At 37.2% G+C, this 16,588-nt stretch carries 14 protein-coding genes; 13 read left to right on the top strand and 1 reads right to left on the bottom strand.

What is annotated here, in order from left to right:
• Window positions 1-165 precede the first annotated feature (165 nt).
• From G4D63_RS03150 to G4D63_RS03125, 6 genes are all read left to right on the top strand, one after another.
• Window positions 166-2,298, top strand: a complete 2,133-nt coding sequence (locus G4D63_RS03150) for a transglycosylase domain-containing protein (RefSeq protein ID WP_163177599.1) — start codon at window positions 166-168, stop codon at window positions 2,296-2,298.
• 245 nt (window positions 2,299-2,543) lie between these two features.
• Window positions 2,544-3,587, top strand: a complete 1,044-nt coding sequence (gene hemE, locus G4D63_RS03145; RefSeq protein ID WP_163177597.1) for a uroporphyrinogen decarboxylase — start codon at window positions 2,544-2,546, stop codon at window positions 3,585-3,587.
• An 18-nt stretch (window positions 3,588-3,605) separates the two neighbouring features.
• Window positions 3,606-4,547 carry a ferrochelatase gene (gene hemH, locus G4D63_RS03140; RefSeq protein ID WP_163177595.1) on the top strand — a complete coding sequence of 314 codons (942 nt, stop codon included), beginning with the start codon at window positions 3,606-3,608 and terminating at the stop codon, window positions 4,545-4,547.
• Window positions 4,548-4,836: 289 nt separating this feature from the next.
• Window positions 4,837-6,219 carry an ABC transporter substrate-binding protein gene (locus tag G4D63_RS03135; protein WP_163177593.1) on the top strand — a complete coding sequence of 461 codons (1,383 nt, stop codon included), beginning with the start codon at window positions 4,837-4,839 and terminating at the stop codon, window positions 6,217-6,219.
• 72 nt (window positions 6,220-6,291) lie between these two features.
• Entirely contained in the window at window positions 6,292-7,374 is a 1,083-nt protein-coding gene (locus tag G4D63_RS03130; RefSeq protein ID WP_163177591.1) for a carbohydrate ABC transporter permease, read from the top strand.
• Window positions 7,374-8,465 (top strand): carbohydrate ABC transporter permease, encoded by a 1,092-nt coding sequence (locus G4D63_RS03125; RefSeq protein WP_163177589.1) that lies wholly within the window; start codon window positions 7,374-7,376, stop codon window positions 8,463-8,465. Before G4D63_RS03130 ends, G4D63_RS03125 begins: the two co-directional genes overlap by 1 nt.
• A gap of 146 nt (window positions 8,466-8,611) precedes the next feature.
• On the opposite strand, the gene yhfH is transcribed toward G4D63_RS03125, so the two are convergent.
• Window positions 8,612-8,743, bottom strand: a complete 132-nt coding sequence (gene yhfH / locus G4D63_RS03120; RefSeq protein WP_163177587.1) for a protein YhfH — start codon at window positions 8,741-8,743, stop codon at window positions 8,612-8,614.
• A 147-nt stretch (window positions 8,744-8,890) separates the two neighbouring features.
• On the opposite strand from yhfH, the gene G4D63_RS03115 reads away from it, so the two are divergent.
• The 7 genes from G4D63_RS03115 to G4D63_RS03085 all read left to right on the top strand — a co-directional run bounded on the left by G4D63_RS03115 (window position 8,891) and on the right by G4D63_RS03085 (window position 16,512).
• Complete coding sequence (locus tag G4D63_RS03115; protein WP_163177585.1) at window positions 8,891-9,628, top strand: MBL fold metallo-hydrolase; 738 nt, start codon at window positions 8,891-8,893, stop codon at window positions 9,626-9,628.
• A gap of 152 nt (window positions 9,629-9,780) precedes the next feature.
• A complete protein-coding gene (locus G4D63_RS03110) occupies window positions 9,781-11,340 on the top strand; it encodes a fatty acid--CoA ligase family protein (RefSeq protein ID WP_163177583.1) in 1,560 nt (519 codons plus the stop codon).
• Window positions 11,341-11,487: 147 nt separating this feature from the next.
• Window positions 11,488-12,264, top strand: a complete 777-nt coding sequence (locus G4D63_RS03105) for an enoyl-CoA hydratase-related protein (RefSeq protein WP_163177581.1) — start codon at window positions 11,488-11,490, stop codon at window positions 12,262-12,264.
• A 470-nt stretch (window positions 12,265-12,734) separates the two neighbouring features.
• Window positions 12,735-13,445: an AzlC family ABC transporter permease gene (locus G4D63_RS03100; protein WP_239585847.1), complete on the top strand. Its 711-nt coding sequence runs from the start codon at window positions 12,735-12,737 to the stop codon at window positions 13,443-13,445.
• A complete protein-coding gene (locus tag G4D63_RS03095) occupies window positions 13,438-13,743 on the top strand; it encodes an AzlD domain-containing protein (RefSeq protein ID WP_163177579.1) in 306 nt (101 codons plus the stop codon). Before G4D63_RS03100 ends, G4D63_RS03095 begins: the two co-directional genes overlap by 8 nt.
• 167 nt (window positions 13,744-13,910) lie before the next feature.
• Entirely contained in the window at window positions 13,911-15,182 is a 1,272-nt protein-coding gene (locus tag G4D63_RS03090; protein ID WP_163177577.1) for a M48 family metallopeptidase, read from the top strand.
• Window positions 15,183-15,570: 388 nt separating this feature from the next.
• Entirely contained in the window at window positions 15,571-16,512 is a 942-nt protein-coding gene (locus tag G4D63_RS03085) for a hypothetical protein (RefSeq protein ID WP_163177575.1), read from the top strand.
• The last annotated feature ends 76 nt before the right edge of the window (window positions 16,513-16,588 follow it).

Below are 16,588 nucleotides of genomic sequence, written 5' to 3'. Positions count from 1 at the left end.
GGCAGTAAGTAAAATTAGGTGCTTTTGGAAATTCATACATAATCAGGTTAGGTTTATAGGATACTAAATGAGGAAAAGGATAGAAAACGAATCTTGTAACAAGAGAAAAGTTAAAATAGTATTCGTGTATGATAGTAGGACGTAATGAAAAAGAGGTGGCAAAATATGAAACGAAAGCTACTAGTTGGGGCAATTGCTATAGTTTTGACATTCGTTATCGGACTAACAGGCTATATCTTCATATTACTTGCTGGAAATAAGGTTATTGATGAACAAAAGCTAGTGATGGATTCAACAACGACACTGGTAGATCAAAACGGGAGTGTTATTTCAAAGCTTTATATTGAAGACCGTGATCTCGTGACGATCGATCAAATACCATCACATGTTCAAGAGGCATTTATTTCCATTGAAGATGCAAGATTCTACGATCACCATGGAATTGATCTCAAAGCTATTGTTAGAGCACTATACAAAGATTTAATTGCAGGTAGTAAAGTGGAAGGCGGCAGTACCATCACACAGCAACTTGCTAAAAATGTATTTCTTTCTAATGAGAAAACATGGTTAAGAAAAACTAAGGAAGCAATCATCTCCATTAATCTTGAACGAAGATATAGTAAGAAGAAGTTGTTAGAAATGTATTTGAATCAGATTTATTTTGGGCATGGTGCTTATGGAATTGAAACGGCAGCACAGCTTTACTTCAATAAAACTGTTTCAGAGTTATCTCTTGAAGAGGGGGCGCTACTAGCGGGAATCCCTAAAAGTCCTACTTATTACTCTCCTATTAATGATATTGATAAGAGTACATCACGTCGTAATCTTGTAATCGACATGATGGACAAGAAGGGATTTATTAGTTCTGAAGAAGCAGTTAGGGCAAAGGGGAAGGTTGTTACTTTACAGGCGAATGACTATGCTAAAAATCCTGCTTTTGCTACTTACATTGATATGGTTATGGAAGAAGCTAAGCAGCGATTTAACTTGTCAAATGAAGAGTTAATGACGGGTGGGTATATGATTACAGTACCAATTGATCTTCAAGTTCAACAAGTTGCGTATGAGCTCTTTAAGAAAGAAGAATTTTTCCCGGGTACCGATGAAACTGTTGAGGGTTCATTTGTGCTAATGGATGCCAAAGATGGTGGAGTATTAGCTGTTGTAGGCGGCCGCAATTATGTTCATAAGGGGATCAACAGAACAATTGTAAAGCGGCAACCAGGTTCAACACTTAAGCCTTTAGCCGTTTATGGTCCTGCGTTAGAAGAAGAGGATTATCACCCTTACTCACTGCTAGTTGACCAAAAGTTGAGCTATGGTACTTATTCTCCTGAAAACTATAGTGGTGTTTATAAAGGGAAAATCTCTATGTATGATGCGATTACGAGCTCTGCTAATGCACCTGCTGTATGGTTATTAGATAAGATTGGCATTGATGTAGGAAAGAAATATATTGATAAAGCTGGGATTTCAATACCGGATAAAGGATTAGCCATCGCTTTAGGTGGACTCGAAAAGGGGACCTCCCCACTAGAAATGACAAAAGCCTATCGGGCCTTCGCTAAGGAAGGAAAAGTAGTAGAACCTTATTTTATCAAAAAAATGACGAATCAAGAAGGTGAATTAATCGCTTCTACTGAAGTCGTTGAAAAAGAGGTTTTCTCTCCTCAAACCGCGTGGTATGTTACACGAATGCTTGAGTCAGTTGTTGAAGAGGGGACAGCAAGAGCTGGTGAGTTTGGTGGAAGTCTAGCAGGTAAGACAGGGACAACTTCCTATACGAACATTCCCGGTGCATCGCGTGATGCGTGGTTTGTAGGATATACACCTGATGTAGTTGGTGCTTTATGGATGGGATACGATACTACAGATGATCAACATTATTTGAAAAAAGGAAGTTCTTATCCAACAACTCTTTTTAAGAAGATTCTTTCATCATCACAATTAGATGAAACAGCAAGCTTTATAGCACCAAGTGGAGTAGCCGAATTGGAAAAGCCAATACAATTACCAGAAGATACGAAGCTTTCAGCACATCTAACCTTCAAAGCATTTGGATTATTTACAGTTCAGTTACAATGGAATTCTGTCCAAGATCAGCGCGTCATGTATCAAGTGTATGAAGAAAAGGACAATGAGTGGAGTTTAATTGGGGAGGTAACAGGAGAGGAACAGTTTGATGTAGAAAATGTGAATATATTTAACCTCCCAAGTTATCGAGTGATCCCGTATAATCCACAAACAGAAGAGAGCGGAACACCTTCAAACACTGTAAGAGCGAAAATCGGATCGTAGCCTCTTATTAAATATAAGAGGCATTTTTTTTGAATCTGTTTAGAATGAAAGCTAGAAGAAAACCACTTTGAGTGTTATAACTTTTAGTCTAAATAAGTAATAAAACCGCCACAAATATAAGCAAATCTTGACTTTTTTATGAATTGTATGGTCAATCTCGACACAAATTTTATAAATGTTGTATAGTATAGTGGGTTAATAGAAAAATAATGGATAGATTAGTCAGATACGGAAGGTGTGGAATAATGGCAATAACAACGTTTAATGATACATATTTAAAGGCCTGTAGAGGAGAAAAAACAGACCATGTACCAGTTTGGTATATGAGACAAGCTGGTAGATCACAGCCGGAATACAGAAAGATTAAGGAGAAGTATTCTTTATTTGAGATCACCCATCAACCAGAGCTTTGTGCATATGTTACTAAGCTCCCTGTCGATCAGTATAATGTTGATGCTGCGATTCTATATAAGGACATTATGTCTCCACTACCCGCAATTGGAGTAGATGTTGATATAAAAGCTGGAATCGGTCCTGTCATCTCAAATCCAATTAAGTCGCTAGGTGACGTTGAGAAACTGGGAGAAATTCATCCTGAACAGGATGTGCCATATGTACTCGATACCATTAAATTATTAACAAGAGAGCAGCTTGAGGTTCCATTAATTGGTTTTGCTGGTGCTCCGTTTACACTTGCGAGCTATATGATTGAAGGCGGCCCTTCTAAAGGCTATCATAAGACAAAAGCATTCATGTACGGTGAAAGTAAAGCATGGTTCTTACTAATGGATAAATTGGCTGATATGACAATTACATATGCAAAATCACAGATTGAAGCTGGCGCAAAAGCATTTCAAATTTTTGATTCTTGGGTTGGCCAACTAAATGTAGAAGATTATCGTGTGTTTATTAAACCGACGATGGAAAGAATCTTTACGGCATTAAAAGAAGAAAACGTGCCTCTAATTATGTTTGGTGTGGGCGCAAGTCACTTAGTTAATGAATGGCATGACCTACCTTTAGATGTGGTTGGTCTGGACTGGCGCATTCAAATTAATGAAGCTCGTGAGAAAGGAATTACTAAGCCTGTAATGGGGAACTTAGATCCTTCGTACCTTTTAGCTCCATGGGATGTGATTGAAGAGCGTGTTAAGATTATTCTTGATCAAGGAATGAAACAACCTGGTTATATCTTTAATTTAGGACACGGTGTATTTCCTGAAGTCAACGTTGAAACACTTAAAAAGTTAACTACTTTTGTACATGAATATAGCTCATCTAGAATGTAATGGGGAAGGGATGTTAGTATGAAGAAAAAAATGGGTTTATTAGTTATGGCCTATGGTACTCCATATAAAGAGGAAGATTTAGAACGTTTTTATACACATATTCGTCATGGAAGAAAACCGTCACCAGAAAGTCTAGAAGATTTAAGACAACGCTATGAAGCAATTGGTGGTATTTCTCCATTAGCTAAGATTACATTAGAACAAGCAGAAGCACTTGAGAGTCATTTGAATAAAATTCAGGATGACATTGAGTTTAAAATGTACTTAGGATTAAAACATATAGAACCTTTTGTTGAAGATGCTGTTCAACAAATGAAACAAGACGGGATAGAAGAGGCGGTTAGTATTGTATTAGCACCTCACTTTTCAACATTTAGCATCAAGTCTTATAATGGTCGTGCTAAGGAAGAATCTGAAAAGATTGGTGGACCAACAATTTATAGTGTTGAAAGTTGGTATAATGAGCCTAAATTTATCCAATATTGGGTGGATCAACTTCAGACTACATATGCCTCAATGACTGAGGATGAGCGAAATCATGCTGTTTTAATTGTTTCGGCACATAGTCTTCCTGAGAAAATTATTGCTGCTGGTGACCCGTACCCTAATCAGCTACAAGAAACAGCTGATTTAATTGCTAAGCAAGCTGGAATTACGGCTTATGAGGTGGGCTGGCAAAGTGCTGGAAATACTCCAGAACCATGGATTGGGCCAGATGTTCAGGATCTAACTAGAGATTTATACGAGGCAAAGCAATATAAGGCATTTGTATATATACCTGTTGGGTTTGTATCAGACCATCTAGAAGTATTATTTGATAACGATGTTGAATGTAAAACAGTTACAGATGAACTGGGTGTGAGCTACTATAGACCTGAAATGCCAAATGCTAAGCCAGAATTTGTTGATGCAATGTCTACAGTAGTGCTAAGTAAAATCTCAAGTAATGTACAGAGATAAAGATAGTGAGAAGGAACTTATTAATAATATAAACTAGTTTGGGAAACCTTTTTATAAAGGTTTCCCTTTTTTGGATTTTTTTTTTTATATTCAGGTTTTGTTTATTTCGCCAACATTAGTAAACAATAATTCCTGAGATACATGATTTGCAATGGAAACAACTCCACAAAAAGGGATAGTTTGCTATCTGATGTACATAATACAAATGTTTAACACGGTAGCCTATGCATTTATAGAGGGTTATTTCCATTCATTTTCATCCATAAATAATTAAATTGGGGGTTAGGTAATGAAAGCATCATTTTTTAAAAAGCTGATCTCTTTTGCATCAGTACTGACTATGTTTACCATGCTTTTAGCTGGTTGTGGCGGTGGTGGTGATGAGGAAGCAAAAGAAGAAGAAAAGACAGAAACAGAGGGTGCTGGTGGTGCAGAAGGAACATTAGAACAGGCATATGCTGGTGAATTCAAGGGTAGCACAGTTACAATGTTTGGACCTTTTACTGATGCTGACCAAGTTAAGTTTGAAAATAGCATTAAGGAATTTGAAGAGAAAACAGGAATTGATATTCAGTATGAAGGTTCTAAAGAATTTGAAGCTACTATTTCGATTCGTGTTGAAGGTGGAAATGCTCCTGACATCGCTGACTTTCCACAACCTGGACTATTAGCTACGTTTGCAAAACAAGGATTACCAGTTGATGTGTCCACTTTCTTAGAGGAAGACTATCTAAAAGAGCAGTATAACCAAAGTTGGTTAGATATGGCGACTATGGAAGGTAAAGACGGAGAAGAATATATGACTGGTATTTGGAACCGTAGTAATGTAAAGAGTTTAGTATGGTATCCAAAAGCAGAGTTTGAAGCAGCAGGCTATAAAATTCCTGAAACTTGGGAAGAAATGCTAGAATTATCAGATCAAATTGCCGCAGATGGTGATTCAGCATGGGCAATAGGTATTGAATCAGGTGCTGCAACTGGTTGGCCAGCCACTGACTGGATCGAGGATATTATGCTACGTACAACTACACCTGAAAACTATGATAAGTGGGTAACAGGTGAGTTACCATTTACCTCTCCAGAAGTTAAAAATGCTTTTGAAGTCATGTCAAATCTTTGGTTTACAGAAAACTATGTATATGGTGGAAGAAAGTCTATTGTAACAACCTCATTTGGTGATGCACCGAAGCCGTTGTTTGATAGTCCTCCAAGTGCTTATATGCATCGTCAAGGTAGTTTCATTACAAGCTTTTTCCCAGAAGGTACAGTTGCTGGAGAAGATTATGATTGGTTCTATTTACCACCAATTAACGAGGAATATGGTAAGCCAGTTTTAGTTGCAGGAGATATCTATGCAATGTTTAATGACCGTCCAGAAGTTCGCGCAGTCATGGAATTCTTTACTAAAGGAGAATCCATCAAGAGTTGGATTCAATCTGGTGGAGTTGTTGGACCAATGAATGACGCAGACCCAGAGTGGTATACAACAGATGTTGAGCGACGTATGGCAGAACTTGTACAAAATGCTGACACCATTCGCTTTGATGGTTCTGACTTAATGCCTGGTTCTGTTGGTGCTGGTACGTTCTGGAAAGGTATTACAGATTATGTAAGTGGAAATGTGGAGCTAGAACAGGCTCTTGAGGAAATACAGGCAGGATTTAATAAATAAGTTTTGATTCCAATTGGACTGGACATTTAGTCCAGTCCTTCAGTATTTAATGAAGTGTAAGGGAGGGGTTATATGAGTGTTGAGGCAAAGAAAACATCGCCTGTTAATCTAATCCTACTGTCAATCATTATACCAATTGCAAATATCGTTCTGCACACTAGTATTTTTATATTCCTGCGTGATGTCCCGTTAAATCCAGCTCTATATGCATTGTTGGCCATCATTTGGGGTGTTTTTGGGATTTATACGATTTACTACTCTTTAAACTGGTTAGTGGAGCACTATCCAGATCGAATTAGGAGCTTTCTCCAACCATATATTTTCATTGGACCCGTTGCCCTTTTATTAGGTTGGTTATTACTCCTACCGACTTTACGAACCATTTACTTAAGCTTGTTTGGACCAGATTCAACAGAATTTGTTGGATTGTCAAACTATCTAGCAGTTTTTACTGACCGATTACTATTAACGGCTTTACGTAATAATGTTCTTTGGGTTGCTATTGGAGCCACGCTTTGTGTGGTCTTAGGTTTACTTATTGCGGTACTGGCTGATCGTAGCAGCTTTGAGAAAATAGCAAAAGGAATTATCTTTATGCCAATGGCTATTTCAATGGTAGCCGCAGGAGTAATTTGGAAATTTATTTATTACTACCAGCCGGGGGATCAACAGGTTGGACTCTTAAATGCAATCGTGGTTGCCTTTGGGGGTGAGCCACAAGCTTGGACTAGTCTACTGCAGCCTTGGAATAACTTATTTTTAATTGTTATTTTAATCTGGATGCAGACTGGATTTGCTATGGTTCTATTCTCTGCTGCACTGAAAGGAATACCAGAGGAATTATTAGAGGCAGCTCGAATTGATGGTGCAAACGAGTTTACGATTTTCTTTAAAATTATTATTCCTTATATATCAGGCACGATCTTAACAGTTTCTACGACTATCATTGTTTTCACATTGAAGATATTTGACATTATTATGGTCATGACTGGGGGCCAATATGGTACAGATGTAGTGGCGACTCAATTCTATCGTCAGTTCTTTATGTATCGAAACTTTGGATATGGCTCTACACTTGCGATTGTCTTACTAATTGCGATCATCCCTGTCATCATTATTAATTTAAGACAGTTCCGAAAACAGGGGGGATTCTAATGGAGAGAAAACGAAAGAAATCTTCAAAGTGGTTAGTTAATACAGTGTTGATCTTCATTTGTCTTATCTGGTTAATTCCGACACTTGGATTATTTATTTCCTCGTTTAGACCAGCAGATGATATTTTAGAAACAGGTTGGTGGACAATCTTTCCACATCAGGATTGGGTAACGGAAGAGACCATTTCTCTTCCAGAAGATACAGATCTTAGACAACCGATAGAGGTGAATGGTGAAACCTTTACTAATGAACAATTAAATGAAGGAGTCGTCCTTTCAAATCAGACACGATTGATTTGGGAGAATAGGCGAGCACGTACCATTCATGTTCAGGAAAAAGCGTGGACAATGAATACTAACTTTACATTAGAAAATTATGAAGCAGTTCTTGGAGGTAAACAATATCAAATTACCTTAGGGAATGGGCAGACAATGACAGAGCAGGGAAGCAATCTTACAAAGACCTTTTTGAACACATTAACTGTCGCAGTTCCAGCTACCATCCTGCCCTTATTGATTGCAACGTTTGCGGCATATGCCTTTGCTTGGCTAAATTTTGCAGGTAGAAGACTTCTGTTTGTAATCGTCATTGTACTATTAGTCGTCCCCTTACAAGTAGCACTCATTCCCATTTTGAAGGACTACACGGCACTAGGTTTAAATGGTAGCTATCTAGGGATTTGGCTCGCTCATACCGCTTTCGGCTTACCACTAGCCACTTATTTTCTATATAATTATATAAGTCAGCTTCCAAAGGATATTTTTGAGTCAGCCTTTATTGACGGGGCTTCAAACTTTACTATTTTCACTAAATTAATTCTTCCTCTTTCTATACCAGCTTTAGCGTCTATAGGGATTTTCCAGTTTCTATGGGTATGGAATGATTACTTAGTAGCCCTTGTATTTTTAGGTTCAAGTCCTGATGTTCAAGTTCTGTCAATGAGAATTGCGGACATGGTAGGTTCTAGAGGTAATGACTGGCACCTATTAACTTCTGCAGCATTTGTATCGATGATTATGCCACTTACGGTGTTCTTTGCGTTACAGCGCTTCTTTGTAAGAGGATTGTTAGGTGGTTCGGTAAAAGGATAAAGCTAAGAATCTGTATCAGTTTTGATACAGATTCTTTTTTAAATATACTAGTCGGAGCTAACCGGGATGCTGCCGCCTTTTGTTCTAAAAAAATAAATCCCTTAGACATTCTAAGGGAGTAAATAACAGTATATGGTGGAGGACAATTAATCGCCAATCTTGTTACAGTTATCGCAATGATTCATATAACATTCATGCTGTTCATCAATTTCCTTACCACATTCCATGCATTGCTTTGGTGGAAGGTTTCTAAAGAACTCTGTGCTTTTGATTAACATGTCGTCACATACCCCCTTGGTTTTGTTATTTTCATTGTATTATAACAATGGTTTATAAGTCAACAACTGTTTTGTAACAGTTTTCAAAATGTATGAATGTCTATTTTGTTTGGTAAAATATAGGTTAATAAGAGGAGGTCATCGTATATGAAACTAACAGTAATAGGCTATTGGGGTGGATATCCAGCAAAAAATGAAGCAACTTCTGGATACTTATTTGAGGATGAAGACTTTAAATTACTTGTTGATTGTGGAAGTGGTGTTATATCACAGCTTCAAAACTATATAAACCCTGAAAATCTTGATGCAGTCATACTCTCACATTATCATCATGATCATGTTTGTGATCTAGGCACACTGCAGTATGCTCGTCTAATCAAAGGGTACCTAGGAGAAAACCTACCTTCTCTCCCTGTCTATGGTCATCAAGAGGATGAACCTAACTTTGCCAATTTAACTTATAAGGAGATCACAACAGGTGTAGTATACAATCCAACTGAAACCATACAGGTTGGGCCATTCAGAATCTCGTTTCTTAAAACAAAGCATCCAGCTCCGTGTTATGCAATGCGAATTGAAACGATAAATGCAAAGGTTACATATACGGCTGATACATCCTTTTTTGATGAAATGATTTCATTTGCGAAGGATTCAGACTTATTAATTTGCGAATGTAATCTTTATAAGGGGATGGATGGGCAAGGATCAGGTCATATGACAAGCACCGATGCAGGTAAGCTAGCAATGGAAGCTCAGGTAGGAGAAATGCTGTTAACTCACCTTCCTCACTTTGGCACCCATTCAGATTTAATTCAAGAGGCAAAAGAACAGTATATGGGGAAGATTGAGTTAGCCAAGTCTGGTTGGAATTGGAAAAAAGAATAGTAAAGTAATATTTCGAAATAATCATTTTTTACTTTATATTGGGAAAAATTCCTTATTTCTAAAAACTCTCCTTGAAGTAAACGTTTTCATGAAATATAATTATTAATAGTAAATAAAATGAGTGACTATTCATTCATAAGAGGGGGAAATGTATGAATATTAGTAAAAAATTACATGAAAATGCTTTACAATTCGGAGATAAGCCTGCTTATTATTTTCTGAATACTCAAAGTTCTTATCGTGAGTTAGATGCAGCTGTATCAAAATTTGCAGATGCATTAACAAAGATGGGAGTACATAAGGGAGATCATGTTGGTCTACTTCTTGGGAATAGTCCCCATTTTGTCATTGCACTTTATGGTGCTTTACGAGCTGGTGCGACTGTAATTCCAATCAATCCAATCTATACTCCGGAAGAGATTGGCTATATTCTTAACAATGGCGATGTGAAAGTAGTAGTGGGTCTAGACCTGTTAATCCCACTTTTTGAAAAAATGAGTGCAGCACTTCCTAAGGTTGAGCAAGTTATTTATTGTGAGACTCCTAAGCAAGATGATCAAGAGCCATTAGATATAACGAAGCTATCAGTGTATCCAAAATTGAAATCATTTACTAGCTTTGTTGGGTCAGGCAGTCATCTTTTTGAAGCTCCAGAGCTCCAAGAAGAAGATGTGGCGATCATTCTATATACTTCTGGTACAACTGGAAAGCCTAAAGGTGCAATGCTTACTCATAAAAATGTATTTAGCAATGCAAAGGATACGGCTGATTATTTAAAGATTAATGAAACAGACCGTGTTATTGCAACACTCCCAATGTTTCATGTGTTCTGCTTAACAGTTGCTCTAAATGCCCCATTACTTAATGGATCAAGTGTGATTATTGTTCCTAGATTTAGTCCTGGGGATATTTTCACCATCACAAAAGAGTTCCAGGCAACTGTTTTTGCTGGTGTACCGACTATGTATAACTTCTTAGTACAGTTCCCAGACGCAAATGTAGAGGATTTAAAATCGTTAAGATTATGTATTTCAGGTGGAGCATCGATGCCTGTTGCCTTATTAAAATCATTTGAGCAGAAGTTCGAAGTTGCGGTATCTGAAGGGTATGGTTTGTCAGAAGCCTCTCCAGTTACCTGCTTTAACCCACTAGATCGTCCAAGAAAACCTGGCTCGATCGGACAAAGCATAGTCAATGTAGAAAATAAAGTCGTCAATGAACTAGGTGAAGAAGTACCGGTTGGCGAGGTTGGTGAATTGGTGGTTCGTGGTCCGAATGTAATGAAGGGCTATTACAAATTACCTGAAGATTCGGCTCATGCTATTCGTGATGGCTGGCTATTTACAGGTGATTTAGCACGCATGGATGAGGAAGGCTATTTCTATATTGTTGACCGCAAAAAGGATATGATCATTGTAGGTGGTTATAATGTGTATCCACGCGAGGTTGAAGAGGTATTGTACTCACATCCATCCGTTGTTGAGGTTGCTGTAATCGGAATTCCAGATGAGAATTTCGGTGAAGCGGTTAAATCATTTGTCGTTACAAAAAAGGAAGATAATGTTACTACAGAAATGTTAGTAGAATTCTGTAAAGAGCATCTTGCTAAATACAAGGTTCCTAGTTCAATAGAGTTTCTTGAAGAATTACCAAAGAATACAACAGGTAAGATTTTAAGAAGATCATTGAAAGACAAGGTTTTAAATGCATAGAAGAATGTTGAAGAAAATCGGCTCTAAGCAGCCGGTTTTTTTCTATGCAAAAATGAAAGCGATAACATTTTACTCATTAATAAAAAGGAATGTATTAAACTTTAGAGAAATAATAGTTAAAGAGATCATCTAGTAGGGGGAATAATCATGGAATTAGTTTTATATAAAGTTGAAAACTTTATCGCTTATGTAACATTAAATCGACCTGAAAGCTTAAACAGCTTTAATTACGAATCATTATGTGAGTTAGAAAACATTGTAGATGAGTTAAGAGTGAACCCAGAGGTAAGGGTTGTCATCTTTACGGGTGCTGGTAATAAGGCATTTAGTGTCGGTGCAGATTTAAAGGAACGTAAAAGCTTAACCACTCAACAAGTAAAGCGTAATTTGAATAAGATAAATCAAGTATTTACAGCAATCGATCAACTGCCGCAACCAACGATTGCAGCCATAAACGGCTTTGCTTTTGGAGGTGGAATGGAGTTGGCTTTATCATGTGATTTTCGAATAGCGGCTCAAGATTCAGTAATGGGCTTAACAGAAACGGGCTTGGCAATTATTCCAGGAGCGGGTGGGACACAACGACTTCCTAGAATTATCGGGGAATCTAAAGCATTGGAACTTATTTTAACGGCAAAACGAATGAATGCTGAACTTGCTCTCCAATATGGACTCTTACTAAAGGTGGTTGATTCCGAACGCCTAATAGAAGAAGCTGTTTCATTTGCCAACGAAATGACGAAGAATGGACCAATTGCCATTCAACAAGCCAAGTACGCCATAAAACAAGGAATGAATGTGGACCTTCAAACAGGACTTCAGCTCGAACGTAAGGCATATGAAATCACCATACCAACGGAAGATCGAATTGAAGCATTAGAGGCTTTTAGTGAAAAGAGGAAGCCGGATTTTAAAGGTAGATAGACGTTAAAGTTAATACATAGCCGTTTTGTTTTAAACACTTCTATCCTTGGTTAGAAGTGTTTTTTAGTTTGTGCGAGGACAAACAAAGTGTATTTTGGCATGATTGTACGCCTTTTCTACCAAGTAAGGGCATATTCTATATTGTTTCCACTCTATTTATTTAAATCTTACTTATTTGACATTTCGGGCTCGAACTTTCAAGAAATCTATAACTACGTTTTTAGGCGATTTGCGTCAAAAATGAAATTTATGCGCCGGTTGGCGGTGTTTATGCGTCTAATTTAAGATATATGCGTCAGTTGACAAAATTTACGCGTCAAATTTGAAATATATGCGTTTACTAACCAAAACGACTCGAGCAAAATACCTATTTACTAATTTCTTATTTAGATATTTTCATTGCAAAAAGGAATAGAATAATAGAAAATAGTAATACATTTTACGAAGACATTGGAAAGGGGTAAATAGAGTTGCGAGCAACAGCTATAGAGAAGAAGACATCACCGTTTACATATGGTCTTCAAGCAGGACTAAGCATTGGAATTGGCTATATGCCCATTGCGTTAACCTTTGGACTTTTAGCAAAGGCAACTGGAATCACCGTTACGGAGACCTTCTTAATGAGTCTTCTAGTGTTTGCTGGTGCCTCACAATATATAGCATTGAGTCTATTATCAATAGGAACTGGGGCTTTTGAAATTGTCTTAACTACTTTTATCGTAAACATCCGACATTTTTTAATGAGTGCCTCGTTATATGAAAAGCTTGAGGATGCACCAAAACCGATAAAAGCTTTATACTCTTTCGGGATTACAGATGAGACATTTTCTCTTGTTGCTACCAGGGAGGGGAAAATCTCAACAGGATTTATGTTCGGAGTGATCTCCATTTCTTATGGAAGCTGGGTTGTTAATTCTGTTGTGGGTTACTTAATTGGTTCAAGCTTACCAAGTACTTTACAGGAAAGTATGGGAATAGCATTATATGCAATGTTCGTGGCCCTTCTTGTGCCGTCCTTGAAAAAGCAAAGAAAAGTACTATATTTAGCTGGTTTGGCTGCTATTCTAAATAGCATATTTTATCAATTTATGGCTCCAGGCTGGGCTATCGTAAGTGCAACTTTAATTTCATCAGTGCTAGTGGAAGTATTAGTCAGAAGAAGGGTGAACCAAAATGGATAACAGTATTATTCTTATGATTATCGGGATGGCCATTGTTACCTATATACCAAGGATGATTCCCCTTGTTTCTTTAGGTGGGAAGGAACTTCACCCTTTCCTGCAAGGTGTGTTGAAAAATGTCCCATTCGCAACCCTTGGCGCATTAATTGTTCCCGGAATCTTCTTGATCAGTGAAGATCCTTGGTTCGGGATTATCGGAGCAGTCATAGCTTTTCTGATTGCCTACTTTGGTGCAAATGTTATTGTCGTTGTATTAGGTACGATTGGAGTTCTCACTTGCTATTCAATATTTGTGTAAAAAAACAGTCGAGCAATCGGCTGTTTTTTAGTTTTTAGGTGTTTTAATTACATTCATTTATAATAGTTAATTAGAAAAAGAAGCGTTGCTTCAAGTGTAGACAAACAGTTCTATTTCTTCAATTCTGGACTAAGTATAAAAAGAAGACTAGTTAGGAGGGACAGATTATGAAGAAAGCTGTATGGCGTTCCGTATTGGTGTATGTACTTTTCAGTGTGGTGATGTCTTTGTATATTTTTCAATGGGCAGATACATCTATACCAAGTCCATATCAAGGAACAGCAGCAGATCCTGCAACATTTATGACAGAACAACAGCTATTGCTAAGTGAGGACTACTCAAAGGTTAGAAATGTATTATATTTCCTCACAACACCATATGAATGGTTGCTACTATTTGTTTTATTAGGGCTAGGGTTATCAGCTAAGATACAATCTTGGTCGCAAATGACAGTAAGGGTTCAAGCTCTACAAATTTGTATTTATTTATTTTGGATGACTCTATTTACAACGATCTTAACTCTTCCTTTTAAGCTTTATGGCTACAACTTGTCAAAAGAGTATGGAATTAATGTACAACCGTTTCAAGGTTGGATGAAGGACTTTATGTTAGATTTTTGGATTAATTTCTTCATAACAGCCATAATTGTGGTTGTATTATATAGCCTTATGAAAAAGAGTGCAAAACGTTGGTGGCTATATGCCTGGTTTTTATCCATACCGTTTACCTTGTTTTTAACGTTTATTCAGCCAGTTTATATTGATCCTTTATATAATGATTTTTACCCACTCAAAGATAAGCAACTTGAGGCTCAAATACTGTCACTAGCAGATGAAGCTGGAATTCCAGCTGCCCATGTATTTGAGGTGAATATGTCCGAAAAAACGAATGCGATGAATGCTTATGTGAATGGTATTGGTGATCATTCAAGAATTGTCTTATGGGATACAACATTAAATAAACTCAATGACCAGGAAGTACTCTTCATTATGGCTCACGAGATGGGGCACTATGTAAAAAAACACGTTTTCTTAGGAATCATTAGCTATTTGGCTGTTTCCCTAGCAGGATTGTACCTCATCTATAGACTCATGAACTTTATTATCCGAGTATGGGGGAGTAGAATAGGCATTAACCATACACATGATATAGCAACCATTCCGTTATTCTTTTTATTGTTATCTTTACTATCGTTTTTATTTACACCTATTAGTAATACCGTCTCAAGGCATCACGAGATTGAAGCAGATCGATATGCAGTGGAATTAACCGGAGACCAAACAGCTGCGGTGGGCTCATTTCAAGAGCTCTCCAAATCAAACCTAAGCCAAGTTAATCCACCACTAATAGTTAAAATCTTTAGATATACCCACCCAACCATGTTAGAACGGATCCATTACTTAGATACCTATGAGTTTAAGGAAATAGAGAAGAAATGAGCTCACTAACTGTTTTGATAAGGTTTAATTATGCTTACCGCGAATAAGAAACGAATCATTGTAAACAATTATGGGACCAATTAATTTGGTCCCTTTTTTATGGTTCCTTACTTAAAAGTTGTTACTATAATATGCAGTAGTGAAATGGAGCGGAAAACACTTGACTCCTGCGGGAAATAGAGGAAAGGTCGAGACCCCGCAGGCAAAGCCGAGGAGGCTTGACTTCCTCCCCGCGGAAAGCAAGTGTTTGGAGAGCAATGGAACGAAAACTAAGAACTACAAAATATGAAGGTATTTTAAATTTCATAAAAAAGCAGATAAAAAAATTTACGAAAAATGAAACCTTTATCTAGCTTCATACGTCAAATTGTAAAAGGGGGAATTTTAGATGGTAGAGGAACTAAATAAAAAAATACGAATTGCCCAAGAACACGTTCGTGTGAAGACAAAGATGGAAAAGCAGCTAATCACCTACAATAAAGAGCTAGAATACTTACATCTAAAGTTAGAAGGGTTAAAAGCAACACTTCATCTGGAGAATCAGGACGTGGAAAAGCTAGAAGGTTTAAGTGTGAATGCCTTATTTTTAACGATTTTAGGAACAAAAGATGAGCGTTTACTTCAAGAAAAACAAGAGGCTGCACTAGCCAAACTTTTATATGATGAAGTTAAAGCAGAGTTAAATAGTCTTCAAGATGAGATAAAGACCATAAAGAATAATCTCGAGGGCGTGTGCTCTGCTGAAGAGGAGCTAAAGCAATTACTATCTGAAAAAGAGCAATACATAAAAACTCAGTACTCACTGTATATAAATCATATGGACCAGCTAGGTGCCGAAAATAATCTTCTATCCGTGAAACATCAAGAGCTAGAGGAAGCTTTAGTTGCAGCTGTAAATGTAAGAAAGAGCTTAAATAATGTAATCGCATCACTTGAAAATGCTAAGGGTTGGGGTACCTTTGATTTATTTGATGGCAGTGTTCTTTCAACTGCCTTAAAACATAATCACGTTGATGAAGCAAAAAATTATATGCATGATGCCCAGCATCTAGCTAAGAAATTACAAAAAGAGTTAGAGGATATAGGTCTAGATTTCTCACACTCTATCGATCTAACAAGCTTAGCTAAATTTGCTGATTATTTCTTTGATGGACTAATCACTGACTGGGTTATCCAAAATGAAATCAATGATTCTTTAGAACAGGTAAAGGTATATAATGATCAGGTGTTAGCGATTGTTAGAAGAATTAATGCTGAACAACTTCGTGTTATAACACAGATGAATAAAATAGATTTTCAAAAGAAACAATTAATTGAGCAGGCAGTATAGGACTTACGAACGTTGTAAGTCTTTTTTTATGGGGTAAATCCAGTAGTAGCAGGGTTATTGGAGGTTTTTTATAAGT

This window comes from Bacillus mesophilus (assembly GCF_011008845.1).
GTDB classification, from domain to species: Bacteria; Bacillota; Bacilli; order Bacillales; family SA4; genus Bacillus_BS; species Bacillus_BS mesophilus.
This window is presented reverse-complemented; position numbering and strand designations above follow the sequence as displayed.